Source organism: Rhodococcus sp. NCIMB 12038 (assembly GCF_002165735.1).
Taxonomy (GTDB): Bacteria; Actinomycetota; Actinomycetes; order Mycobacteriales; family Mycobacteriaceae; genus Rhodococcus_F.
Genome location: NZ_NHML01000009.1, coordinates 48821 through 71793, shown reverse-complemented (window position 1 = coordinate 71793; position 22973 = coordinate 48821). Strand labels below are relative to the sequence as shown.

Sequence of the window (22973 nt, the reverse complement as noted above, 5' to 3'; positions counted from 1 at the left end):
ACGGGTAGCGGCGTCCGTCACGACGTCCACGCCTCCGGGTTGACCGGGTGCGGTGGGATCCGGTTCTGCGCCATGGCCACCGCGTTTTCGGCGCACAGCCGCGCCATCTCGGACCGTACGGCGACGGTGGCGCTGCCGACGTGGGGGAGCAGCACCGTGTTCGGCAGTTCCGCGAGCCCGGGTGCGAGCGCGGGCTCGTCCTCGTAGACGTCCAGTCCGGCCCCGGCGATCTCCCCGGATTTCAGGGCGGCGACGAGGGCGGTCTCGTCGACGACGGGACCGCGCGCGGTGTTGACGAGGATCGCCGTCGGCTTCATCGCGTGCAGGACGTCCGCGTCCACCAGGTGCCGTGTCTGCTCGTTCAGCGGAACATGCAGGGACAGGAAGTCGCTGGTGGTGACGAGGGTGTCCCAGTCGGTGTGGGTGACGAGTCCGGCGAACTCGCCGAGTTCGTCGTCCGGCACCGGCCGGTCGCCGGGAGGCCGCGGGCAGAACAAGACCTGCATGCCGAAGGCCAGTGCCCGGCGGGCGGTGGCGCGGGCGATCCGCCCGAATCCGGCGAGTCCGAGGGTGCGTCCCGAAACGTCCTGGCCGAGCAGCAGGTTCGGTTCCCAGCCGGTGAACTTGCCGGAGCGGACGAACGCGTCGGCCTCCACCGCCCGGCGCGCGGTGGCCATGATCAGCAGCATCGCGACGTCGGCGGTGGCGTCGGTGAGCACACCCGGGGTGTTCCCGACGAGGATCTTGTTGGCGGTGGCCGCGCCGATGTCGACGTTGTTGAACCCGACCGCGTAGTTGGAGATCCCGCGGATCTTCGCGGCGGCGAGGAGGTCGGCGTCGAACGTGTCGCGCAGTTGGGACACCACCACGTCGTAGTCGCCGGACACGCAGACCTCCCGCAGCCGGGCGGCGTCCGGAAGTTCTTCGGGCAGTTCGACGCTGCCCGCAGCACGCAGCAGGGTGAGAGCGGGTTCGGGGATCGGGGTGGTGACGTAGAACCGGGCGCCGCTCATCGGCCGCCGCCGATGACCCACTCGAACGCGGACGCGTTGGAGCGCGCGCCCTGCGCGGCCTTGGACCGATTGGCTTCGCCGAGTTCGGCGAGGGTCTTCTCGGACAGTTCCACCAGCGAGCCGAACGTGGTGGGGTTCAGCCAGTCCGGGCGGGTGGCGAACAGGAGGTCCTCGCTGGCGGTGTTGCCGCTGGCGCCGGGCGCGAACGGACAGCCGCCGAGCCCGCCGAGGGCACCGTCGACGGTCATCGCCCCCGCCGCGACCGCGGCGAGACTGTTCGCGACCCCCAGACCCCAGGTGTCGTGACCGTGGTAGACGATGCCGCGTTGCGGGGTCTCGAGCCGGACCCGGGAGACGAGGGAGTACACCTCGGCGGGGACCGCCTGGCCGAGGGTGTCGCAGACGACGACGTCGACGGCGCCGTGGGCGCGCGGGTCGTTGGCGATGTCGATCACCCGCTGCTCCGGCACCCGGCCCTCGAACGGGCAGGTGAACGACGTCGCGATGCACAGTTGGATGCTGCCCCCGACGTCCTGCGCGAGTTCGATCGCGGCGGGCATCGCGGCGAGGCTGTCGTCGGTGGACCGGCCGATGTTCGCCTGGTTGTGGGAATCGGACGCGGAGAAGCAGTACTGGAAATAGCGTGCGCCCGCGGCGGCGGCCTTCTCCACGTGCCGGGGCGTGGCGACCCACACCCAGCAGTGCTCCAGTTCCTCCGGGGTCAGTTCCGAGATCACCTCGACGGTGTTCGCCATCGGCGGGACGAGGTCGGGGCGGGCCATCGACCCGATCTCGAGGGCGGGCACGCCGAGTTCGAGGAGTCGTCGCGCGATCTCGAGCTTCCGCGCGGTGGGCAGCATCTTGCCGGTGAGCTGCAGTCCGTCGCGCAGGGTGACGTCGCGGAGCAGGGCGCGTGATTCGAAGGACTGCGTCATGAGATGTCACCTACCGTGTCGTTGACGAGGGAGTCGATCTGTTCCGGGGTCTTGCCGAGCAGCGTCTCGAGGACCTCCCGGGTGTGCTCGCCGAGGTCCGGCCCGACGTTGCGGATCGGCAGCGACTGTCCGCCGATCACCGGGACGATGCCGGGGAACCCGACCTGCTTCGGCTCGGCCTCACCGGTGTCGACGGTGAACTGCTGAATCATGTTGCGGGCCGCGTACTGGTCGTCGCTGCAGATGTCGGCGGCGGTGTTGATCGGACCCGACGGCACCCCGGCGGTGTCGAGGATCTTCAGCGCGTCGTCGCGCGAGTACTGGATGGTCCACTCGCCGATCGCGGCGTCGAGTTCGTCGCGGCGCGCCCACCGTCCGGCGTTGGTGGACAGGTCCGGGTCGGCGCCGAGGTCGGGGCGGCCGATGGTCTCCATGTAGCGCTGGAAGATGGCGTCCCCGTTGCCGGCGATGATGATGCTGTTGCCGTCGTTGCAGGTGTACGCGTTCGACGGGGCGATGCCCTCCATCCGGCCGCCGACGCGTTCGCGTTTGATGCCGTACGCCAGGTAGTCGGGGATCAGCGACTCCATCATCGACAGGATCGATTCGTTCAGCGCGACGTCGATGATCCGATGCGGCAGGGACGGGCCCTGCGTCCCGGCGACCTTCGCGGCCTCGCGTTGGAACAGTGCCATCACCGCCCCGAATGCCGCATAGAGTCCGGCGATCGAATCGCCGATCGACACCCCGACCCGCACCGGCGGCCGGTCCGGGTCGCCGACGAGTTCGCGGAACCCGCCTGCGGCCTCCGCGACCGCGGCGAAGCCCGGCCGCTGCGACATCGGTCCGGTCTGCCCGAACGCCGAGATCCTTGCGATCACCAGGTCCGGATTGGCCTCGTTCAACGCGTCCGGTCCGATACCCCACTTCTCCAGAGTGCCGGGCCGGAAGTTCTCCAGCAGGATGTCGCAGTGGGCGGCGAGGTCGAGGACGAGTTGCCTGCCCTCCTCGGTGCGCAGGTCCAGCACGATCGACTTCTTGTTCCGGTTGATCGTGCGGTACAGCATCGAGGTGTCGCCGGAGTACAGGCGCCAGTTACGCAGTTCGTCGCCGGTCTTCGGGCGCTCCACCTTGATGACCTCGGCGCCGAAGTCGGCGAGCATCCGGCCCGCCGTCGGTGCGGCGATGTAATTGCCCAGCTCGAGTACCCGAACGCCGTCGAGAGGCCGAATGGTGTTGTCGGAGAACATGGTGATCCTTAACTGATAGTGACGCTCAGAGAACGAGGCTCATGGGCAGGACGAGCAGTATTGCGACGACCGATGCCACCGATACTCCCACCGAACACGTCTTCAGCGTGCCTCGTGTGGTCTGACCCATCAAGGATTGCAGCAACCAGAACGTGTTGCTGGTGACATGCACCGCGAACAGGGAGCCGGCGCCGGCCGCGAGAGCGATGAGGACCGGGTCGAGCCCCAGGGTGGGGGCGATGGGCGCGAGGATGCCCGCGGCGGTGATAGCGGAGATCGTCACCGAGCCGACAGCGATGTGCAGGACGGCGGCGACAACCCAGACCATCAGCAGCGGAGCCGCGTGATTGGCGGTGAAGTACTTGCCGAGGATGTCGCCGAGGCCCACCGCGGCGATGGTCGCGGCGAGGGATCCGCCGACACCGGTGAGGATGAGGATCTGGCCGCTCTCGCTGAACCCGCTGGCGATCGCCTTCTGGACGCGGTGCTGGCCGATGCTGAACCTACCGACGAAGCTGGTGCCGATCAGTCCGATCAGCAACGCGATGAGCGGCTCCGACACGAACGAGACGACCGGGTTGCTGATGTCGGCGATGTCCAGGATCGCGCCGGTCGCGATGAGCAGGAGGGAGAAGAGCAGCGGGGCGAGGAGCAGGATCAGCGGACGGTCGTGCTTGGTGCGCTCGGTGGTGACGGTCGCAGCGCGTTGCGCCTGGGCGACACCTCCGCCGGCGTCCGGCCGAGGGGTGCTGCCACCGGTGCCGTCGGTCCAGTCCTCTTCTTCGTCGTCGACGACCGTCTGATGGAAGTGCTCCTCGTCCTTGTCCGGATTCCACCAACCGCGGGTGAACAGGAACGACATGATCGCGACCGAGATCGCCACGGTCGGGATCACCAGGATGAGCCCGAAGATCAGCATCTTGCCGAGCGGCACACCGAGCAGTCCGGCCAGGGCGAGGGCGCCGACACCGGGAACCATGAGGACGATGCCGCACTCGAGGCCGATGGCGAGGGCGGTGGCCATGCGGGCGGTCCCGACCCGGCCGACCTTCGGTGCGAGGTTGCGGGCCAGCGGCGCCGAGATGACCAGCAGGACGTCGAGGAAGATGGACTGCAGCAACGTCGCGATCGTCAGCGACATCGCATAGGGCATTCGTTTCGGCCCGAACACCCGGAGAAGCGTTCCGACCAGGCGCTGGATGGCGCCCATTTCTTTCAGCATGGCGCCCATCAGGACGCCGAAGGCGATCAGAAGTCCTACTTCGGCCATGATGTCGCCGAAACCGGTGCTGATGACTTCCACCGTCTTGGCTGTGCCGAGTCCTGTCGTGAGTCCGAGGTACGCGGATCCCACGACCAGCGACACCACGGGGTTGAACTTGAAACGCACGATCATCAGCACGACCGCCGCTACGGCGACCGTGGTGTTGATCAGGATTCCTACGTCTGACATGTGCGCGTCCTTCGAGGAGGCGGGCAGTGACTGGTGTCACAGGTACACCCATATTATGAGCACACACTCACGATATAAGCAATGCCGCCTGTGCGCCTTTCTGGTTGTTCCCGCTACCAAAAAGGCGCACAGGGCATACTCGACGCATGGTCGCGCTGGATCCGTTTGCGGTGGGACGGCCACCGGTCGCCGAGCGCAGGACGTCGGACGACTGGGACCAGATCCGGCACTGGTCCGACCGCGTGTACATGCCGTATGTCGTGCGTCCGCTCGGGGTCGGGTTGGCGCCCAGGTCGAGCATGTACTCCACGAAGATCGGCGACATCACCGTCACCCGGTTCTCCTACGGAATCCCCGTCTCCGTCGGCGACTTCTCACCCGATGCCGGAAACGCGCTCGTTCTCACGACCATCCGCGGGAACGCCCGGCACCATGTCGACTGCGGCGCCACCGCGGACACACCGGCCGGCGACACGTTCGTCGCCGACTGCAGCCGAATCGACTACCTCGTCGAATTTTCGCCGGACCACGTGCAACTCAATCTCACGATTCCCCACCGGATGCTCGCCGACACGGCGGTGCGCTGGTGGGGATTTGATCCGGGAGATGTTCTCTGGCAACGCAAATGCGTCATCGGGGGCGGCGGGTCCGGCTGGCAGGCGCTGCTCGGGTACGCCATGCGGACGACAGGGGAGTTACCGGGACACGCCGCCGACGGGCGCATCGGGCTCAACCTGCAGGAGTTGCTCGTCGGCCACCTGCTCACCGAATGGGCGGCCCGCGCCGGAGTCGACCCGGACCGGACCACCGGCCCGGCGGCACCGGGCTACGTGCGGCACGCGGTCCAGTACATCCGGGAGTGCGCCCGCGAACTGCCGACGGCCTCCGACATCGCCGACGCGGTGGGGGTCAGCGTCCGGACCCTGTCCGGATCTTTCCGGAAATACCTGGACGTGACGCCGGCCGAGTACGTGCGTGAGCAGCGGCTTCGGGGCATCCGGGAGGAACTGCTCACCGCACCTCCCGGCGAGACCGTCGCCTCGATCGCCGGCGCGTGGGGATACGTCAACCTCGGCCTGTTCGCGGCGTCCTACCGCCGGCGGTTCGGTGAGAATCCGTCGCAGACCAGGGCCTCCGGCCCCGTGAGTGGCTGACGAGTCCAGGGACTCCCTAACCACTCACGGGCGGCGGAGCCGCCTACAGCCAGCCGTGGGACTCCGCCGCGCGGACGGCCTCGGCGCGGGTGCTGGCGCCGGTCTTGCCGATCGCCGACGACAGATGGTTGCGCACCGTGCCCGCGGAGAGAAACAGTGCGGCCGCGATCGAGGCGACCGGCGCACCGTCCCGCGCGGCCCGCAGCACGTCGGTCTCCCGGTCGGTGAGCGGCGATTCCCCGCTGACGAGGCTGTCGGCGGCGAGGGTGGGATCGACGACGCGCAGTCCCGCGTGGACCCGGCGCACGGCGTCGGCGAGTTGCCGGGCCGGGGTGTCCTTCACGACGAATCCCGACGCCCCCGCCTGCAGGGCCCTGCGCAGGTAGCCAGGACGACCGAACGTCGTCACGATCAGGACGCGGGTCTGCGGCACCTCGGCGCGCAGTGCCGCCGCGGCGGCGATCCCGTCCAGCCCGGGCATCTCGACGTCGAGGAGCGCGACGTCGGGGGTGTGCTCGCGGGCCGCGGCGACCACCTCGTCGCCACGCCCGACCTCCGCGACCACCGACAGGTCCGGTTCGAGGTCGAGCAGGGCGGCGAGGGCGCCGCGGACGAGTGCCTGGTCGTCGGCGAGCAGCAACCGGATCGTCACGGGACCTCTTCCTTCAGCACGTGCAACGAGAATCCGCCGGGTTGCGGGTGGGTGATGACGACCCGCGCTCCGGCCGCGGCCGCGCGCTCCCGGAGGCCGACGAGCCCGTTTCCGTGGGCGCCGTTCCCGTGCACAAGTTCGCCACAGCCGGAACCGTTGTCGACGACGGTGACGTCGCGTTCGCCCACCGTGACCGCGCAGTGCGTCGCGCCGCTGTGCCGGACCACGTTCGTGACACCCTCGCGGACGGACCACGCGAACAGCTCGCGCAATTCGGTGGGCACGGACTCGGTGCTGCCCGGTAGCTCGGCCTCGATCCCGGCCGCCCGCAACGCTTCCCTGGCCCGGGCGATCTCCATCGGCAGCGACAGTCCCCGGATTCCCTGCACGGCCTGCCGGACGTCGGCGAGCGCGTCGCGGGAAAGACGTTCCAGGTCTGCCACTTCCGTGCGGGCCCGGTCGAGGTCGATGTCGAGGAGCCGGCCCACGAGTTCGGCCTTGACGGTGATGACGGTGAGGGAGTGCCCGAGGATGTCGTGGAGGTCGCGGGCCATTCGGGTGCGTTCCTCCTGCACCGCGAGCCGTTCGCTCTCCTCCCGTTCGCGGACCAGTTCGATGTTGCGGTTGATCAGCTTGGTCACCCCGAACATCGCGAACGCCGCCGCGCACACACCCAGCGACAGCCCGGTGCCCGAACCCCAGCCCATGGCCGTGGAGATCACCTCTACGAGCACGGCGATCGTGAGGGCGGTGACGCCACCGAGCCAGGCGGGCAGCAGGATGATCGCCGACACCGCGAGGAAGACGGCGGCGGACAATCCCGACGGCCCCACGGCCAGGGTCATGACCGCCGCGAGCGTGAACAGCGCCGCCATCACCGGCAGCGCCTGGTTCAGCGGCGGCCGAAACTCGTTGTGCGCGCGGCGGGTATGCGACCACCGGAACATCGCGAGATACGTCACCGCGAACGCGAGCGTGGCGATCATCCCGATCCAGCCGCGGACGTGACCGCGGTCGGCCCAGCCGTCGAGGAAGGGCTGGAACAGGAACATTGTCCACGCGGCGGCGAAGATGAATCCGAAACGGCCCCATCGCCTGGTCACGACGGGGCCGTCGGGGGTGGTCACGGAAGCCACGATACCGCCGTCACACTCGCTCGGTGTCGCGCTGGAACCGCCACACCGCACCGCCGACGAAGATCGCCAGCCACACCGCGACGTTCAGGACCCACGTCCACTGCATCGCGTCGCCGGTGAGCGGTGCGTGCACGAGTTGGCTGAGCCCGTACGTGGGCATGAACTGTGCAATCGACGCCCACACGGAGCCGTCCTGCAGCGGCATGAACAGGCCGCCCGCGAAGCCGAGCACGGCGAGCCCGGGGCCGAGGATCTGCATGACGTTCTCGCTCGGCAGCAGATATCCCATGAACAGGCCGAACGCCGCGAACACTGCAGAGCCCAGCCAGGTGATCAGGGCCGTCGTGAACCACAGGGACGTGTCCATCTGGACGGACGCGAACGCGCCCACGAGATAGACGACGCCGACGGCCGCGAGCCCGAGCATCATCGCGACCAGCACCTTGACGAGGATGTAGACCCCCGGGGACAACGGGGTGAGCCGCAACTGCCGACTCCACCCGGACGCCCGCTCCACCGACACCATCGCGCCGCCGCTCGTCGTCGCGATCATCGCGCCGTACAGGGCCATGCTGATCATCACGTACGCCGAGACGTTCCCGTTGCCCGCGCTCTCCCCCGAATAGCTCGGGTTCAGCCCGAAGATGAGGAAGAACACGACGGGCATCACGAGGGTGATGATCATCGTGCGCCGATTGCGCAGCAGGCGACGCAGTTCGAGTCCGAGGAGGGTGGTGTTGAGCCCGCCCAGCGGGGGAACGCGGCGGTGGGCGGCGAGGGTGGTCACGAGTTCGGTCCTTCCGTGGCGGAGTCGTCGGAGGTGAGCGCGATGAACGCGTCTTCGAGGCCCCGGGAGACGATTTCGAGGTCGCTGGCGGGTGTCCGGGTCAGGAGGTGGCGGGCTACGGCGTCGGTGTCCGTCGAGTGGATCAGGACGCTGTCGCCGCGCACCTCGATGCTGTCGGCGCCGGGAATCGCGAACAGCTGTTCCCGGTCCGCGCCCGGGAAGTGGGCGCGGACGGTGCGTCCCGCGGCCAGCGCCTTCACCTCGGCGACGGTGCCGTCGGCGACGATTTTCCCCTTGCGCACCAGCACGATCCGGTCGGCGTACGCGTCGGCCTCCTCGAGGTAGTGCGTTGCGAAGACGACCGTCCGGCCGCTGTCCGCGTCGGCGCGGATCGCCGACCAGAAGTCCCGCCTGCCCTCGACGTCCATGCCGGTGGTCGGCTCGTCGAGGATCAGCAACTCCGGATCGGACAGCAGTGCCATCGCGAACCGCAGTCGTTGCTGCTGCCCGCCGGAACACTTGCCCACCAACCGGTTTCCGAGATCGGCGATACCGGCGCGGGTGAGGACCTCGTCGACGGGCCGGGTGCCGGCGAACAGGCTTGCCGTGAGCCGGACGGTCTCCGCGACCGTCAGTTCCTTCAGCAGGCCGCCCGTCTGCATGACCGCGGAGACGAGGCCCTTCGCGATCGCGGTGCGCGGGTCCGTGCCGAAGACGGACACCTCGCCGACGGTGGGTCGGGACAGTCCGAGGACCATGTCGACGGTGGTGGTCTTGCCTGCGCCGTTCGGGCCGAGGAACGCGACGATCTCACCGGGCCGGATCTCGAGGTCCAGCCCGCGCACGGCGTGAACGTCACCGAAGTGCTTGTGGACGCCGCGCAGCCTGACTGCCGGAGCCTGCGACGCGGACGCCTTCGCGGAGGTGCGGGGTTCTGTCGATGTCATGCATTCAGCGTGCGATCCGGGCGGCCGGCGACCCTCACACGTCCGTCACGACCTCACCGTGACAAATGTCAGGGGAGGGTGGGTGTGGCGCCGATCCGGGCCAGCCGTTACTGTGGCCGTCATGCAGCGCGCATATTTCTGGTTTAGCAGGCCGGCCCCGGGTGGGCCGGTCGGCGTAACCACGCGCTGACCTCCTCCACCCCAGAGCCGGATTACAGACCGGCTCGCGGGAATCTCCACAGTCTTCGAGGGCCGGCCTGAGAACAGGAACCCGAACCCATGACTGTCACTCTCGACACCACTACCAGCAGTGATCGCCTGGACGCCCAGCGCACCGTGAGCATCAGCCCGCTGGTGGCGCCGTCCGTCGTGCGTCGCGAACACGCCCCCGACGACGTCGCGTCCGCGACCGTCCGCTCGGGCCGCGCCGACACGGTGAACGTGCTGAACGGCGACGACGACCGCTTGCTCGTCGTGGTCGGCCCGTGCTCCGTGCACGATCCCGTCGCCGCGATGGACTACGCCCGCCGGCTCGCCGCCAAGGCCGAGGAACTGCGCGACGACCTGCACATCGTGATGCGGGTCTACTTCGAGAAGCCGCGCACCACGCTGGGCTGGAAGGGTCTGCTCAACGACCCCCACCTGGACGGCACGTTCGACATCGACACCGGGATCCGCATGGGCCGCAAGCTGCTGCTCGACGTGTCCTCGCTCGGCCTGCCGGTCGGCTGCGAATTCCTCGACCCGATCATGCCGCAGTACATCGCCGACCTCGTCACCTACGGTGCGATCGGTGCCCGCACCGCCGCCAGCCAGGTGCACCGGCAGCTGTGCAGCGCGCTGTCGATGCCCGTCGGCATCAAGAACTCGACGGAAGGCGACGTGCAGGTGGCCGTGGACGGCACCCGCGCCGCCGCGGCGAGCCACGTGTTCCCCGGCACCGACCTCGACGGGCAGGCCGCGCTGATCCGCACCATGGGCAACCCCGACTGCCACGTCATCCTGCGCGGCGGCAGCGACGGACCGAACTACGACGCAGAGACGGTCGCGGACACGCTCGCCCGGCTGAACAAGTCCGGTCTGCCGGAACGCGTCGTCATCGACGCCAGCCACGGCAACAGCAGCAAGAACCACGAGAAGCAGGTCGACGTGCTGGACGACATCGCGGCCCGCCTCGAGGCAGGCGAGAAGGGGATCGTCGGCGTGATGGTGGAGAGCTTCATCGAGGCCGGACGCCAGGACCTCACCCTCGGAAAGTCCGAGGAGCTGACCTACGGCCAGTCGATCACCGACGCCTGCATCGACTGGAACACCACGGCCGCGCAACTCGACCGGCTGGCGCAGGCCGTCGCGGCCCGGCGCGGATAGTCACCGCACGCCCCGTGTCCGGAACTGGACGCTGATCCGCGGTCCGAGCGGGCGGGCACTCTTCGGTACACAATGCTCCCAGGTGCGCTGGCAGGAACCACCCATCACCAGCAGGTCACCGTGGCCGAGGGAGTACCGGATCGAGTGCCTGCCGCCGCGCGGGCGCAGCAGCAGCGGACGCGAGGCGCCGAGCGAGAGGATGGCGACCATCGTGTCCTCGGTTCGGCTGCGACCGGTGTCGTCGCCGTGCCAGGCGACGCTGTCGGACCCGTCGCGGTAGAAACAGAGTCCGGACGTGGCGAACCCTTCGCCGAGTTCGGGCAGGTAATGCCTGCTCAGGGCGTCTCGCGCGGTGACCAGCAGGGGGTCGGGGAGCGGTTCGTCCTCTCGGTAGAACCGGACGAGCCGCGGCACGTCCACCACCCGGTCGTACATCTGGCGGCGCTCCGCCTTCCACGGCACCGTCTCCGCGAGCGTCGTGAACAGCTCGTCGGAGCCGGTCATCCACCCCGGTCGCACGTCCACCCACGCCCCCGCCGTCAGTGTGCGACGCTGCACCGTCGGCCCGAGTTCGCCCAGCTCCACACCGAACGACGCGTCGTCGAACAGCGAAGCCTGCAGCGCATACCGCGCATCCGCGGAGGTCATGCGGCCATGCTACACCGGAGGTCGAACGCATGTTCCCATATTTTCGGTCCTGTGCCGCACCCGCGCACTCCTTCTCTGTTCGCGCACGGAATTCAGGGCCCGAGAACCCGTGCACGAATTGAGAAGTGGTGCGTCTGCAGAAACGACAGCAGCTACCGCGGCACCGCGGGCTCCCGGTCGTCGCCGGTGTCGACGACCGCCTTCTGCCTGCTCGGCCACCAGAAGGCGCGACGTTCGAGCGCCGACAGGCTCGGCACCAGCATCGGGGCCATCGCGAAGGCGGCGAGCGCGACGCCGATCGCGACTCCGAAGCCGAGTTCGGCGAGGTTGGCCAGTCCGGTGAGGGTCAGGGACGCGAACGTCAGCGCGAGGATCAGGCCTGCGGCGGCGACGGTGGGGGCGTCGTTGGCGACGGCGATCCGCGCGGCGTCGCGAGGGGCGTAGCCGTTGCGGAATTCCTCGCGCAGGCGCGAGGCGAGCAGAATGTTGTAGTCGGTGCCGATCGCCACGACGAACAGGTAGAGCACGATCGGAATGGAGAAGTCGATGCCGTCGTAGCCGAGTCCGTGCAGGAACAGCAGCACGACGGCGCCGAGGGTGGCGACGAACGTGAGGGCCACGCACACCAGCAGGTTGAGCGGGGCGAGCACCGCCAGCAGGAGCAGGGCGAGGATCAGCGCGATCGCGACCGCGGCGACGGGGAAGACGAGGCGCGTGTCCGCCGCGAGTTGAGCGCGGACGTCGACGAACGTGGACGTCTGCCCTCCCACAACGACTTCCGAGCCGGGGACCGCTCCGTGGGCGGCATCGCGGATCGGTCCCTCGACGAGGTCGAGGGACGCGTTCGAGTAGGGGTCGTCGGCGAGGATGACGTTGACGAGTGCGGCGCGACCGTCCTGACTCGGTCGCGGCGGGGCGACCGAGGACACCCCCGGCACTTGCGTCAGCGCGGTCACGAGGGGCGTCAGCGACGCGGGGTCGAGCGGTCCGGGAGTCACGACGTACACCTGGGTGGGGCTGAGCGCGCCCGCGGGGAACGACTTGCCGAGGGTGTCGAACGCCTGCTGGGACGGTGTGTCGGCGGGCAGTTCGCCGAGCGTGTTGTACGTCGACTTGTAGCCGGACGCGAACGAGGCGAGCGCGATCAGTACGACGCCGATGACGACGGCGAACACGGCCGGGCGGCGTCCGATCGCGGCGCCGATCGAGGCGAACGGTGTGTGGGGGCTGTCGTGCCCCGGGCCGAGCGGCCAGAACAGGTGGCGGCCCAGCACGGTGAACACGGCGGGAATGAGCGTCAGCGCGGTCACGAGCATGGCGGCCACCGCGACGATGAGCCCCGGGGCGAGCGTGGTCAGCGAACCGAGTTTCGCCAGCAGCAGCGCGGCGAACGCGACGATGACCGTGAGCGCCGACGACGCGACGACGCGTCCGACGACGTCGGTGGAGAACACGAGCGCTTCCCGGTGCGTGTCGGTGGTGGAGCCTGCCGCGGCCTGCTGCCGGAGACGCTCGCGGTACCGGAACAGCAGGAAGACGATGTAGTCGGTGCCGACACCGAAGAGGACGACCACGAGGATCGATTGGAGTGACGTGCTGACCTGGAAGTCGAACAGATCGGCGAGCACGGCGGTCAGCCCGGTGACCACCGCCAGCACGACGCCGATCACGAGGACCGGCAGGACCGCGATGACGGGGCTGCGGAAGATCAGGCCGAGCAGCGTGAGGATGACGATCACCGTGGCGATCGTGATGACCTTGTCGGCGTTGTCGTAAGCGGCGGTGGTGTCGACCTGGATGGCCGCGTTGCCGGTCAGCCCGCTCACCAGTCCGGTGCCGCTCAGTTGCTGCTCGGCGTCGTTCCGGACGACCGGGACGGCGTCGTTGACCTGGTCGTCGCCGGGTTGCCCGGCGAACACCACCTGCAGTGCGGCGGCCTTGCCGTCGGCGGACAGCGACGTGGGCGACCCCTGCACGCTCAGCACGCCCGGGATCGCCGAATTCTGCAGGGAAGTCGCGAGATTGAGGGCAGTCTGCTGGTCGGCGGGAGACAGTGGGGCGTCGTCGGCGCGGACCACCACCAGGCTGCCGGTGGCACCGGACAGGCTGGGGAAGTACTGGTTGCCGACGGCCTGCGCCTCGGAGGACTCGAATGAACTGGGCAGGAACGTCTGCTGGTTACCGGTGGTGTAGTCGTCGAGGCTGGGTGCGAACAGAATGACCGCTATGGCGGCGACGACCCAGGCTGCGATGACTCGCCACGGGTGTGCGACGACGGTACGCGCGATGTAGGCAAACATCATTCCCCGTTCCGGGAGATGAAGGTTCGGCCGGCGCCCGGGGCCGGGCGGTCGAACCGTGCCAAGTCATCGTCGCACGCAGGGCGCCGCGAAGGCTACGGGTTCCGCCGCATCGAGAACACCGCGGCCCCGCTCCGACGTCAGGGAGCGGGGCCGCGATACGTCGTGGTGCTCGTTACCGCAGGGGGGTGAAATCCCGGCTACCGAGGTAGCCGGGGCGCGGGGCGGGCGCCGAGAACGGATCCGTCAGAGTGTTTTCGACACTGTTGAACACGATGAAGAGGTTGGATCGCGCGAACGGCGTGATGTTGCCGTTCGAACCGTGCATGCAGTTCGAATCGAAGACGGTGGCCGAACCCGCGGGCCCGGTCATCGTGTCGATGCCGTACTCGTTGGCCATCCGGGTGAGCGTCGGCTGATCCGGCGACCCGGTGGGCGGAACGTAGCTGACCAGCGATTCCTTGAAGTAGTCCTCGGGGGTCTCGCCGGCGCACGAGACGTACGCGCGGTGCGATCCGGGCATGATCATCAGCCCGCCGTTGTGCCCGTAGTTCTCGGTCAGCGCGATCGAGATGCTCGCGGCGCGCGGAGTGGGCATTCCGTCCTCCGCGTGCCAGGTCTCGAAGTCGGAGTGCCAGTAGAACGGGCCGCCGGTGAAACCCGGTTTGAAGTTGAGCCGCGACTGGTGGACGTAGACGTCCGAACCGAGGATCTGCCGGGCGATACCCACCACCTCGGGGCGGCGGATGATGTCGTCGACGACGTCGCTGAGGCGGTGGATGTCGAACACGGACCGCACGGCGCCGTTACCGTTCTCCCGCACGATGCGGTCGTCGCCGCGCAACGTGTCGGTCTCGGCGAGGCGGGTCATCTCGTCGACCAGGTCGAACACGTCGCGCGGCGGGATGATCGCGTCGGCGGAGTGGTATCCGCGCTTGTCGTAGTCGGCAATCTGATTCGCAGTGAGCGGACCGGACCGGGTCTCACCCCGTTTCGGATCGAACCAGGTGACCGGGTCCTGACGGACGGTCATCGTGCACTCGTCGCGGTCCCTCGTGGGGTAGTTGTCGGCTACGGCCGTACGCATAATTCGTGTTTCACCCTTTCGGATTGGACAACGCTTTACTCTTCCGACGTTCTCACTGGTCGTCGACGAATGCAACCCGGACACAGGTCCACCGAGGCTGGACTGGACCGCGACGGCGCGTCGCCGCGGTGGGATCGTGACGGACATGATCGATTCGGTGGCGGTACTCGGGGTGGCGGCGATCGCGCTCGGCATGGTTCTCACGCCGGGACCCAACATGCTGTATCTGGTCTCGCGCAGCATCACTCAGGGCAGGGCGGCGGGCCTGGTCTCGCTGGCCGGTGTCGCTCTCGGGTTCCTGTGCTATCTGGCCGCTGCGGCACTGGGTATTTCGGCGGTGTTCTCCGCCGTCCCGCAGGCGTACACCGCGCTGAAGGTGGCGGGCGCGTGCTATCTGGGATGGCTGGCGTGGCAGGCGTTGCGGCCCGGCGGTAGTGCGCCGTTCGCGCCTGCCCGGGCACTGCCCCGGGATTCGTCCGCCCGGCTGTTCCTGATGGGTCTCACGACGAATCTGCTCAATCCGAAGATCGCGGTGATGTACCTGGCGCTGATCCCGCAGTTCGTGCACCCCGGCGCCGGACCGGTCTGGTTGCAGAGCCTGCTGCTGGGCAGTGTGCAGATCGTGGTCGCGCTCACCGTGAACGCGCTGATCGTCTGCGTCGCAGGAACTGTCGCGACATTTCTGTCGGGACGCCCGGCATGGCTGCGGGCGCAGAAGTTCGTGATGGGAAGCGTCCTCGGCGGGCTCGCCGTCCACCTCGCGCTGGACCGGGCCCGGCCTGCGGTCGTCTGAGCCGGCCGCGGCCCTGGTGACGTGCTCGTCAAGGTCGAGTTCTGTGGCATCTGTCATTCCGACCTCAGTCTGATCGACGGCACGATTCCCGCGCTTCTTCCCGAGGTGACCCAGGGTCACGAGGCGTCGGGCACCATCGCGAAAGTCGGTGCCGGAGTGACCGGCTGGACCGAAGGCGACCGCGTCGTGCCGTCCGCGGGCAGGCCCTGTGCCGCAACTGCCGCCGCGGAGACCTCACGAACTGCCTGAACATCCAGCTCATGGCGTTCGCCTACGACGGCGCGTGGGCCGAGTACACCGTCGCGCAGGCCGGGGGACTGACCCGCATCCCGGACAACGTTCCGTTCGAGCAGGCGGCCCTACTCGCCGATGCGGTGTCGACGCCATTCGGTGCGGTCGTGCGCACCGGCAAGGTCGTGGTCGGGGAGACCTCGGCGTGTGGGGCGTGGGCGGCGTCGGCACCCACATCGTGCAGTTGGCGCGTCTCGTCGGTGCCGTTCCGGTGATCGCGTTCGACATCAATCCCGCTGTGCGGGAACGTGCTCTGGAACTCGGCGCCGATTACGCGTTCGACTCGCGGGACGAGGACCTGAAGGAGAAGGTCGCGGAGGCGACGGGCCGGATGCTGGACGTGGCGTTCGACGCGTCCGGACTGAAGGTGACGTTCGAGCAGGCACTCGACTGCCTGACGGTGGGCGGCCGTCTCGTCGCGGTCGGGCTCTCAACTGTTGACGTCGTGACCGAAGGCCAGATGCTGCACCGCAAGGCCGCCCGGCTGACGCGACTGGCCGCCACCGCCCCACCCGAGGTCCGCACCCGGCTGGAGGAGAAGATCGCCGTCCTCGACGAGCACCGGGAGGCGGTGGGCGTCAAGCGGGGAAAGATTAACCGAGAACTGGCCTTCCACTTCGCCCGCCAGGTCACCGACTACGCCACCGCCGCGGGCGCGCAGGTGATCGCGGTGGAGGACCTGACCACCCTCGAGGCCCGCGGGCACGGCCGGGTCAACAACAATCGGGCCGCGCAGTCCGCCCGCCGAAAGGCGGTCGCCGCCCTCGCCCACACCGCCGCCGGTGTCGGTGTCACGGTGGTGTCGGTGTCGGCCCGCGGATCGTCCGCGTTGTGTCCGGGCTGCGACGCACCACTGGCACGCCCCGGCGGCTATCACAGTGCGTGGTGTTCGGGTTGCGGGGTCGGCGGAAACCGGGACCATATCGCGGGGGTGAACCTGGCCAAACGTGCGCTGCTTGGTAGAACCAAGGTGACCCGGCGGCGGGGGCAGATGCCCGCGATCGGGGTCGCCGAGCACGCGCCGGTCCGCAAGTCCCGGGAAAAGACCAGTCCGACACCGAGCAGGCCGCGGCACCGTCGGGTCCGCCGCAGCCTGCCCACCGCAACACCGCGGGCGGGGGTGACTCCGAACAGATATGTTCCTGCACCACGAGCGTCGGTGTGGGACACGGTCGAACCCGCACCACCTCACGGTGATGCGGGTAGCCGTGACACACGTCCATCTCCCCCGCCTGCCACGCAAGTGGCAGACAGTATGAGATCTACGTAGACGCTGTCGCAGAAGCAGGTCCTCGGCCACCTGGGTTACAAGAACGTCGACATCGAAACCCTCGCCGAACTGGTGTCGCGCGGCCGCCTCGACCTGTCGCGGTCGATCAGCGAGATCGTCCCGCTCGAGGACGTCGCGAAGGGCGTCGAGAAGCTCGCGAACCACGAGGGGGATCCCATCCGGATCCTGGTCAAACCCTGACGGGTGACGCAGCGCACCGGGACCTGTCGGTGCCCCGCTGTACCGTCGCGCCATGGGATATGAATTTCAAGTCACGGTGGACTCGGAGAACCCGCATACCCTGGCCAAATGGTGGGCCCAGGCGCTCGGCTGGGAGGTGGAGCCGAGCGACGAGGAGTTCATCCGCGGGCTCGTGCAGGCCGGCCACGCGCAGGAGTCCGACACCATCGAGTTCGAGGGTGTCCTGGTGTGGCGTGAGGGCCAGGCCATCCGCGATCCGGAGCACCCCGAGCGCCCGCGCGTGCTGTTCCAGTTGGTTCCCGAACGGAAGACGGTGAAGAACCGCCTGCACCTGGACATCAGGGTCGGGGACGCCCGCTACGAGGTCGCCGAGAAGCTCGAGCAGGCCGGCGCCATCGTGCTCCACCGGGGCCGCCAGGGTCCGAGCGAGTGGGTCACGATGACCGACCCGGAGGGCAACGAGTTCTGCGTCAGCTGACAGCCGACCACTCAGCGGTAGGAACTCGGTGTGCTGCCGGTCCAGCGCTTGAAGGCGCGACGAAACGCGCTGGGTTCGGAGAAGCCGAGCCGCGCCGACAGGTCGTCCACGGACTCGCCGCGCCGGAGCCCGGCGACGGCGGCGTCGCGGAGCACTTCCTCCCGCAACTGGTTCAGTGACGTCCCCTCCTGCCGGAGCAGCCGACGCAGGTGGGGGACGCTGATCGACAGCATCTCCGCGATGTCCTCGGCCGCCGAGGTGCGGCCCTTCATGCCGTGTTCGAGGACCCGGCGTACCTGCGCGGACGCCGTGCTGTCGTAGTCGCGCTCCGACATCAGCAGCGTCGGCGACTCGCGCAGATATTCCTCGAGCGTCTCCTCGGTCTGGATGATGGGTGCCCGCATCACCGCGTTGTCGAATTCGACTGCGGGAATGTCGGAATCGAATGTCACGGGGACACCGAAGATGTGATCGTAGTTCTCGGCGAGTTGCGGCAGCGGCGCCGGATACGGCAGTTCCACCGCCAGCAACCGGACCCTCTTGCCGACGAGCCACGCCGCGAACCGGTGGAGCAGGATCAGCAGGAAGTCCGTGGTGACGCGCGTCGCCTCGAGCGACAACTGCACCTCCTCGGCGGAGAGTTCGGCCGCCGCCGGGCGGATGTCGATGGTCATCCGGGTGCCGCCGTGGATACCCGGGCCGATGTGCAGCGCGGGCAGTGACGGCAGCGCACGGAGGATGTCGGCCATCCGCTCGAGGGCGGCGGACAGGTCCGCGGTGTGGATAAGGGCGAGGCACACGAGCCGGAACGTGCCGCGGGGGACCGGAGCCGGGCCGAGGCCGAAGAGTTCGTCGCCCGTGATCTGCCAGACGGCCTGGGTGAACGCGGTGACCTGGGTGGGCGTCAACCGGGCCAACGGATCTTCCAGCGACACCGTCGTGAGTCCCGCCGCCGACAGCGCGGCGGAGAGGTCGACGCCGCGGCGCGCCGAGAGGTCGAGCGACCGCCGCACGAAGTCGGCGGGGATGGTGCGCGCAGTCACGATCCGGGCTTCCCGAGGGTCCGTAGCCGTCGTGCGGCCTCCTCGAGCACGTGATCCTGTTTGCAGAAAGCGAACCGCACCATTGGGTTCCACGGCTGCGGATGGTCGGTGAACACACTGACCGGCACCGCGGCCACACCGACGCGCTCCGGCAGTGTGCGGCAGAAGCCGATGCCGTCGCGTTCGCCGATCGCGGTGATGTCAGCGCACAGGTAGTACGTGCCGCCGCCCGAATGGACCTCCAGACCGGACGCGACGAGCGCGTCGTACAGCACGTCCCGCTTGGTCTGGAGACTGTCCCGCAGTTCCTTCACCCACTGCTGCTCGTGGCTCAGCGCGTGCGCCACCGCGGGCTGGAACGGTCCGCCGCCGACGAACGACATGTACTGCTTCGCGGTGCGGACGGCGTCGATCAGTTCCGCCGGACCGCATGCCCAGCCGATCTTCCACCCGGTGACGTTGAACGTCTTGGCGGCGCTCGACACCGAGACGGTGCGTTCGTACATTCCCGGGAGGGTGGCCAGGGCGGTGTGCGTCCGGCCGTCGAAGACCAGGTGTTCGTACACCTCGTCGCTCAGCACCAGCAGGTCGTGCTCGCAGGCCAGTTCCGCGACCGCGGCGATCTCGTCCGGGGTGAACACGGTGCCCGTCGGATTGTGCGGGGTGTTGATCACCAGCATCCGGGTCTTCGGCGTGATCGCGGCGCGCAGAGCGTCGAGGTCGACGACGAACTTCGTGCCGGAGCGGGCGAGCGGGACACTGCGCCGCACCGCTCCCGCCAGCGCGACCGAGGCGGCGTAGGAGTCGTAGTACGGCTCGATCAGCACCACTTCCTCACCCGGTTCGACCAGGCCGAGGATGGCGGCGCTGATGGCCTCGGTGGCGCCGACGGTGACCAGCACCTCCGAGTCGGGGTCGTGGTCGAGTCCGTACCGGGCCAGGCGGTCGGCGGCGACCGCCTGCCGGAGCACGGGCATACCGGGGCCGGGTGGGTACTGGTTGAGCCCGTCCGCGATCGCTTGCCGCGCCGTGTTGAGCATGGACGCGGGACCGTCGGTGTCGGGGAAACCCTGACCGAGGTTGATCGCGTCGTGACGCACGGCGAGCGCGGTCATCTCGGCAAAGATTGTGGACGCGAACGGCTGCAAGCGCTGGACGGTGCGGTTGCGCGGCGTTGCGGGCATTACTGCAGCGTAGTCGGTGTGACGGCGACCGTTGCACACGGCCGCGTCACGTTCTGCGGGGCTGTCTCGTCTTCTCTGTAGACGGCGCGCGAAGGGCGCCCGGTGACGATGGAGGACGCAATGCCCCGCATTCCCGCAGTGGCCCCGGCGGACGCGAGCCCGCTGGTGAAGGTCGCCTACAAATATGCTGCCCACAAGTTCGACGAGGTGCCCGAGCCGTTCGCCGTGCTCGCCCATCACCGCAAACTGTTCGTCGCCTCGGCCCGGCACGAGATGGCGGTGCAGAAGGCGTCGACCGTCCTCCCGGCGAACGTGCGCGAGATCGCCGTCTTCCGCGTGGCGTGGACGATCGGCTGCTCGTGGTGCGTGGACTTCGGCACGATGCTGCAGCGCCTCGACGGCCTGGACGTGGAGCGGCTGAAGCACATCGCCGATTACGCAGACTCGCCCGCGTACAGCGAGGACGAGCGCGCGGCCATCGCGTACGCCGACGCGATGACGGCGACGCCCACCACTGTCACCGACGAGCAGGTCGCGGACCTCGAGCACCGCTTCGGCCGGGCCGGCGTCGTCGAACTGTCGTATCAGATCGGTATCGAGAACATGCGCGCCCGGATGTACTCGGCGCTGGGCATCACCGAACAGGGCTTCGGCACCGATTCGTGCCGGGTGCCGTGGGCCGACGACGCCGCGGTCACGACGGACGGTCCGGGAGCATGATCCCGGCGAACTTCTCCGGGTTGGCGATGTCGTACGCCGCATAGACGAGACCGTCGCGGACGGTGAACCCACCCACTCGCGCAGGCGAGCTGCGGTGGGCTTCGTCTCCGGTGAATCCGGCGGTGAAATAGCCGAGCTGGCCGTTGACCAGTACGAGCTGCATGGCGGTGAACACCTCCGGCCCGTACCGCTGGACGAGGCCGAGGAAGAAGCGGGCGAACTTGTCGGCGCCGCGGATGACGTTGACGGCGGTGCTCGTGGTGCCGTTGGCGTCGCCGATGACCAGGGCGTCCGGGTGCAGCGCCGCGACCACCGCGTCGAGGTCGCCGCCGGCGAGAGCCTCGAGCAGCCGCTGCACGGCGAGAGCATGCTCCTCGTCGGGAACGGCGGGTGTCGTTGCGGCAGCCGCCTTGCGGGCTCTCGACGCGAGCTGGCGCGCCGCGGGTGCCTCGATACCGAGAATCCCGGCCACCTCGTCGAACGGCACCCCGAAACCGTCGTGCAGCACGAACGCGACCCGTTGCGCCGGGGTGAGGGTGTCGAGCACGATCAGCGCCGCGAGGCGGTTGTCCTCGTCCCGGACGACCGCTTCCAAGGGATCCGGCTCGGCGGACGGCGACAGCCCGGTGACGACCGGTTCCGGAAGCCATTGGCCGACATACTGTTCCCGCCGCACCGCGGCCGAACGCAACCGGTCGAGACAGATCCGCCCGACCACCGTGGTCAGCCAGGACCCGAGGTCGCGGATGGTCGCGGCGTTCGCGTCGTCGAGTCGCAGCCACGACTCCTGCACGGCGTCCTCCGCGTCACTGACACTTCCGGTCAGCCGGTACGCTACCGAGAGCAGATGCCGCCGGTGGGACTCGAATTCGTCTACCAGCGTCGCAGTGGGCATGCCGATATCCTACGTGCGGTCCAGACATAAAATCCGTCGTGTGCGTAACCGTTGACCCTGGTGGTGGGTCCGGACGTATGGTGTGGCGACCACACCACGTCCAGGGAGTCTGCCATGTTCCAGTGTTCCAGCTGTCGTAGCTGACCTGGCTTTTCCGCACCCCTTTTTCGTCTGCACGTCCTGCCAACCCCCCTCCGGCGACCGCCGGGCCGGCCGGAGTGCGCTCGCACGACCCGCTGCTTCGTCGTTCGCGGGCACCACACACTAGGAAGACCTTCGATGACTCGTCCCCGTTTCGCGCGGACTCTGGCGGCCGCGGCCGCCCTCCTCTCCCTCACCAGTCTCGCCGTTGCCTGCTCCAAATCCGAAACCACCACGACCGCCGACGGCAAGACCGTGCTGCGCTACGAGGGAACCACGGGCCAGGTCTCGTTCCCCGAACTCGCGGCCGACCTCGGCTACTACCAGAAGGTCGAATTGAACTGGATCGGCGACAGCACCAGTGGCCCGCAAAGCATTCAGAACGCCGCCACGGGTCAGACCGACTTCGGTGGGGCGTTCAACGGAGCGGTGCTGAAACTTGCTGCGGCCGATTCTCCGATCACGTCCGTCATCGGCTACTACGGCTCCGACAAGGAGACGTTCAACGGGTACTACGTGCTCGACGGAAGCCCGATCACGTCGGCGCGTGACCTGATCGGCAAGAAGGTCGGCATGAACACGCTCGGCGCGCACCACGAGTTCCTCGTGCGTGAGTGGCTGGCGCGGGAGGGACTGACCCCGGACGAGATCAAGCAGGTCGAGCTCACTGTCGTGCCGCCGGTGAACACCGAGCAGGCGCTGCGGCAGGGACAGATCGACGTCGGAACGCTCGGAAGCGTGTTCCGGGACAAGGCCGTCGAACGCGGCGGCATCCGCCCGCTGTTCACCGACGAGTCCATCTTCGGTTCCTTCACCTACGGATCGCTGCTGTTCCGCAACGACTTCATTTCGAAGAACAAGGACGCCGTCGCCGACTTCGTGCAGGGCACGGCCCGGGCCATCCGCTGGACGCAGACGACGCCGCGCGACGAGGTGATCGCGAAGTACAAGGAGATCATTACCGGGCGCGGCCGCAACGAGACCACCGACCTCGTCGGCTACTGGAAGTCGCCCGGTATTGCCGGTCCCGGTGGCGTGATCACCGACAAGGAAATCCAGACCTGGATCGACTGGCTCGTCCGCAACGGGGAACTCGAGGACGGCAAGCTCACGCCGGCCGACGTCTACACCAACGAGTACAACCCGTACGCCAACGGCACGTACCCCGCCGACAGCGGCCCCGACGGACAAGCGCTGGCCGCCAAGTGAATTCCGCCCCAGGTCCCC

23 protein-coding genes and 1 pseudogene are annotated in these 22973 nt (G+C 68.6%); 10 read left to right on the top strand and 14 right to left on the bottom strand.

Annotated features, from left to right (window positions below; genetic code table 11):
* Positions 1–17: 17 nt before the first annotated feature.
* The 4 genes from CA951_RS15335 to CA951_RS15320 are packed head-to-tail and all read right to left on the bottom strand — an operon-like array spanning position 18 to position 4651.
* Complete coding sequence (locus tag CA951_RS15335; protein ID WP_087557644.1) at positions 18–1013, bottom strand: D-glycerate dehydrogenase; 996 nt, start codon at positions 1011–1013, stop codon at positions 18–20.
* On the bottom strand, positions 1010–1948 hold the full coding sequence (locus CA951_RS15330; protein WP_087557643.1) for a hydroxymethylglutaryl-CoA lyase: 939 nt from the start codon (positions 1946–1948) through the stop codon (positions 1010–1012). Before CA951_RS15330 ends, CA951_RS15335 begins: the two co-directional genes overlap by 4 nt.
* Positions 1945–3198, bottom strand: coding sequence for a CaiB/BaiF CoA-transferase family protein (locus tag CA951_RS15325; protein WP_087557642.1), 1254 nt, complete (start codon positions 3196–3198; stop codon positions 1945–1947). Before CA951_RS15325 ends, CA951_RS15330 begins: the two co-directional genes overlap by 4 nt.
* Before the next feature lie 25 nt (positions 3199–3223).
* Positions 3224–4651 (bottom strand): GntP family permease, encoded by a 1428-nt coding sequence (locus tag CA951_RS15320; RefSeq protein WP_087557641.1) that lies wholly within the window; start codon positions 4649–4651, stop codon positions 3224–3226.
* A 146-nt stretch (positions 4652–4797) separates the two neighbouring features.
* Between CA951_RS15320 and CA951_RS15315 the strand changes: the two genes are divergently transcribed.
* Positions 4798–5805 carry a helix-turn-helix transcriptional regulator gene (locus CA951_RS15315; protein WP_087557640.1) on the top strand — a complete coding sequence of 336 codons (1008 nt, stop codon included), beginning with the start codon at positions 4798–4800 and terminating at the stop codon, positions 5803–5805.
* A gap of 43 nt (positions 5806–5848) precedes the next feature.
* On the opposite strand, the gene CA951_RS15310 is transcribed toward CA951_RS15315, so the two are convergent.
* From CA951_RS15310 to CA951_RS15295, 4 genes are read right to left on the bottom strand one after another with little or no spacing between them, the layout of a single operon-like run.
* On the bottom strand, positions 5849–6457 hold the full coding sequence (locus CA951_RS15310; protein ID WP_087557639.1) for a response regulator transcription factor: 609 nt from the start codon (positions 6455–6457) through the stop codon (positions 5849–5851).
* Positions 6454–7584 carry a sensor histidine kinase gene (locus tag CA951_RS15305; RefSeq protein WP_256973734.1) on the bottom strand — a complete coding sequence of 377 codons (1131 nt, stop codon included), beginning with the start codon at positions 7582–7584 and terminating at the stop codon, positions 6454–6456. Before CA951_RS15305 ends, CA951_RS15310 begins: the two co-directional genes overlap by 4 nt.
* A 19-nt stretch (positions 7585–7603) precedes the next feature.
* A complete protein-coding gene (locus CA951_RS15300; protein WP_087557637.1) occupies positions 7604–8380 on the bottom strand; it encodes an ABC transporter permease in 777 nt (258 codons plus the stop codon).
* The gene (locus CA951_RS15295; RefSeq protein WP_087557636.1) at positions 8377–9327 is read right to left on the bottom strand and encodes an ABC transporter ATP-binding protein; all 951 of its coding nucleotides are present in this window, start codon (positions 9325–9327) and stop codon (positions 8377–8379) included. Before CA951_RS15295 ends, CA951_RS15300 begins: the two co-directional genes overlap by 4 nt.
* Positions 9328–9606: 279 nt before the next feature.
* Here CA951_RS15295 and CA951_RS15290 point away from each other — a divergent pair, with 279 nt between their 5' ends.
* A complete protein-coding gene (locus tag CA951_RS15290; protein WP_087557635.1) occupies positions 9607–10695 on the top strand; it encodes a 3-deoxy-7-phosphoheptulonate synthase in 1089 nt (362 codons plus the stop codon).
* Here the strand turns inward: CA951_RS15290 and CA951_RS15285 are convergent, their stop codons facing one another.
* The 3 genes from CA951_RS15285 to thpD all read right to left on the bottom strand — a co-directional run bounded on the left by CA951_RS15285 (position 10696) and on the right by thpD (position 14730).
* The gene (locus tag CA951_RS15285; protein ID WP_087557634.1) at positions 10696–11343 is read right to left on the bottom strand and encodes an alpha-ketoglutarate-dependent dioxygenase AlkB; all 648 of its coding nucleotides are present in this window, start codon (positions 11341–11343) and stop codon (positions 10696–10698) included. It abuts the gene before it with no gap.
* A gap of 152 nt (positions 11344–11495) precedes the next feature.
* Positions 11496–13646, bottom strand: a complete 2151-nt coding sequence (locus CA951_RS15280; RefSeq protein WP_087557633.1) for an MMPL family transporter — start codon at positions 13644–13646, stop codon at positions 11496–11498.
* Between the two features lie 172 nt (positions 13647–13818).
* Positions 13819–14730 (bottom strand): ectoine hydroxylase, encoded by a 912-nt coding sequence (gene thpD, locus CA951_RS15275; protein ID WP_087557632.1) that lies wholly within the window; start codon positions 14728–14730, stop codon positions 13819–13821.
* Positions 14731–14875: 145 nt separating this feature from the next.
* Between thpD and CA951_RS15270 the strand changes: the two genes are divergently transcribed.
* The 6 genes and pseudogenes from CA951_RS15270 to CA951_RS15250 all read left to right on the top strand — a co-directional run bounded on the left by CA951_RS15270 (position 14876) and on the right by CA951_RS15250 (position 17763).
* Positions 14876–15523 (top strand): LysE family translocator, encoded by a 648-nt coding sequence (locus tag CA951_RS15270; RefSeq protein WP_087557631.1) that lies wholly within the window; start codon positions 14876–14878, stop codon positions 15521–15523.
* Positions 15524–15544: 21 nt separating this feature from the next.
* Positions 15545–15772, top strand: a complete 228-nt coding sequence (locus CA951_RS44260) for an alcohol dehydrogenase catalytic domain-containing protein (protein WP_256973728.1) — start codon at positions 15545–15547, stop codon at positions 15770–15772.
* Between the two features lie 11 nt (positions 15773–15783).
* Positions 15784–16029: a hypothetical protein gene (locus CA951_RS44255; RefSeq protein WP_256973726.1), complete on the top strand. Its 246-nt coding sequence runs from the start codon at positions 15784–15786 to the stop codon at positions 16027–16029.
* On the top strand, positions 15960–17084 hold the full coding sequence (locus CA951_RS15260) for a zinc-binding dehydrogenase (RefSeq protein ID WP_306300849.1): 1125 nt from the start codon (positions 15960–15962) through the stop codon (positions 17082–17084). The genes CA951_RS44255 and CA951_RS15260 overlap by 70 nt, the downstream gene beginning before the upstream one ends.
* Before the next feature lie 3 nt (positions 17085–17087).
* Positions 17088–17285, top strand: a pseudogene (locus CA951_RS15255) (zinc-binding dehydrogenase); the annotation flags it as partial.
* A 52-nt stretch (positions 17286–17337) separates the two neighbouring features.
* Positions 17338–17763 (top strand): VOC family protein, encoded by a 426-nt coding sequence (locus CA951_RS15250; protein ID WP_087557630.1) that lies wholly within the window; start codon positions 17338–17340, stop codon positions 17761–17763.
* An 11-nt stretch (positions 17764–17774) separates the two neighbouring features.
* Here CA951_RS15250 and CA951_RS15245 read toward each other — a convergent pair whose 3' ends face one another.
* Together CA951_RS15245 and CA951_RS15240 are read right to left on the bottom strand one after the other, a co-directional pair.
* On the bottom strand, positions 17775–18806 hold the full coding sequence (locus CA951_RS15245) for an AraC family transcriptional regulator (RefSeq protein WP_087557629.1): 1032 nt from the start codon (positions 18804–18806) through the stop codon (positions 17775–17777).
* Positions 18803–19990 (bottom strand): pyridoxal phosphate-dependent aminotransferase, encoded by a 1188-nt coding sequence (locus CA951_RS15240; protein WP_087557628.1) that lies wholly within the window; start codon positions 19988–19990, stop codon positions 18803–18805. The genes CA951_RS15245 and CA951_RS15240 overlap by 4 nt, the downstream gene beginning before the upstream one ends.
* Before the next feature lie 120 nt (positions 19991–20110).
* On the opposite strand from CA951_RS15240, the gene CA951_RS15235 reads away from it, so the two are divergent.
* Positions 20111–20710, top strand: coding sequence for a carboxymuconolactone decarboxylase family protein (locus CA951_RS15235; protein WP_087557627.1), 600 nt, complete (start codon positions 20111–20113; stop codon positions 20708–20710).
* On the opposite strand, the gene CA951_RS15230 is transcribed toward CA951_RS15235, so the two are convergent.
* Positions 20685–21605 (bottom strand): sigma-70 family RNA polymerase sigma factor, encoded by a 921-nt coding sequence (locus CA951_RS15230; protein WP_087557626.1) that lies wholly within the window; start codon positions 21603–21605, stop codon positions 20685–20687. The two genes, CA951_RS15235 and CA951_RS15230, sit on opposite strands and share 26 nt — an antisense overlap.
* Before the next feature lie 279 nt (positions 21606–21884).
* Between CA951_RS15230 and CA951_RS15225 the strand changes: the two genes are divergently transcribed.
* A complete protein-coding gene (locus tag CA951_RS15225) occupies positions 21885–22955 on the top strand; it encodes an ABC transporter substrate-binding protein (protein WP_087557625.1) in 1071 nt (356 codons plus the stop codon).
* Positions 22956–22973: the final 18 nt, after the last annotated feature.

Bases quoted from the DNA above. Each gene is read 5' to 3' on its own strand.
- CA951_RS15335 (WP_087557644.1), bottom strand. From the start codon at position 1,013: ATGAGCGGCGCCCGGTTCTACGTCACCACCCCGATCCCCGAACCCGCT.
- CA951_RS15330 (WP_087557643.1), bottom strand. From the start codon at position 1,948: ATGACGCAGTCCTTCGAATCACGCGCCCTGCTCCGCGACGTCACCCTG.
- CA951_RS15325 (WP_087557642.1), bottom strand. From the start codon at position 3,198: ATGTTCTCCGACAACACCATTCGGCCTCTCGACGGCGTTCGGGTACTC.
- CA951_RS15320 (WP_087557641.1), bottom strand. From the start codon at position 4,651: ATGTCAGACGTAGGAATCCTGATCAACACCACGGTCGCCGTAGCGGCG.
- CA951_RS15315 (WP_087557640.1), top strand. From the start codon at position 4,798: ATGGTCGCGCTGGATCCGTTTGCGGTGGGACGGCCACCGGTCGCCGAG.
- CA951_RS15295 (WP_087557636.1), bottom strand. From the start codon at position 9,327: ATGACATCGACAGAACCCCGCACCTCCGCGAAGGCGTCCGCGTCGCAG.
- CA951_RS15290 (WP_087557635.1), top strand. From the start codon at position 9,607: ATGACTGTCACTCTCGACACCACTACCAGCAGTGATCGCCTGGACGCC.
- CA951_RS15285 (WP_087557634.1), bottom strand. From the start codon at position 11,343: ATGACCTCCGCGGATGCGCGGTATGCGCTGCAGGCTTCGCTGTTCGAC.
- CA951_RS15280 (WP_087557633.1), bottom strand. From the start codon at position 13,646: ATGATGTTTGCCTACATCGCGCGTACCGTCGTCGCACACCCGTGGCGA.
- thpD (WP_087557632.1), bottom strand. From the start codon at position 14,730: ATGCGTACGGCCGTAGCCGACAACTACCCCACGAGGGACCGCGACGAG.
- CA951_RS15270 (WP_087557631.1), top strand. From the start codon at position 14,876: ATGATCGATTCGGTGGCGGTACTCGGGGTGGCGGCGATCGCGCTCGGC.
- CA951_RS44255 (WP_256973726.1), top strand. From the start codon at position 15,784: ATGGCGTTCGCCTACGACGGCGCGTGGGCCGAGTACACCGTCGCGCAG.
- CA951_RS15250 (WP_087557630.1), top strand. From the start codon at position 17,338: ATGGGATATGAATTTCAAGTCACGGTGGACTCGGAGAACCCGCATACC.
- CA951_RS15240 (WP_087557628.1), bottom strand. From the start codon at position 19,990: ATGCCCGCAACGCCGCGCAACCGCACCGTCCAGCGCTTGCAGCCGTTC.
- CA951_RS15235 (WP_087557627.1), top strand. From the start codon at position 20,111: ATGCCCCGCATTCCCGCAGTGGCCCCGGCGGACGCGAGCCCGCTGGTG.
- CA951_RS15230 (WP_087557626.1), bottom strand. From the start codon at position 21,605: ATGCCCACTGCGACGCTGGTAGACGAATTCGAGTCCCACCGGCGGCAT.
- CA951_RS15225 (WP_087557625.1), top strand. From the start codon at position 21,885: ATGACTCGTCCCCGTTTCGCGCGGACTCTGGCGGCCGCGGCCGCCCTC.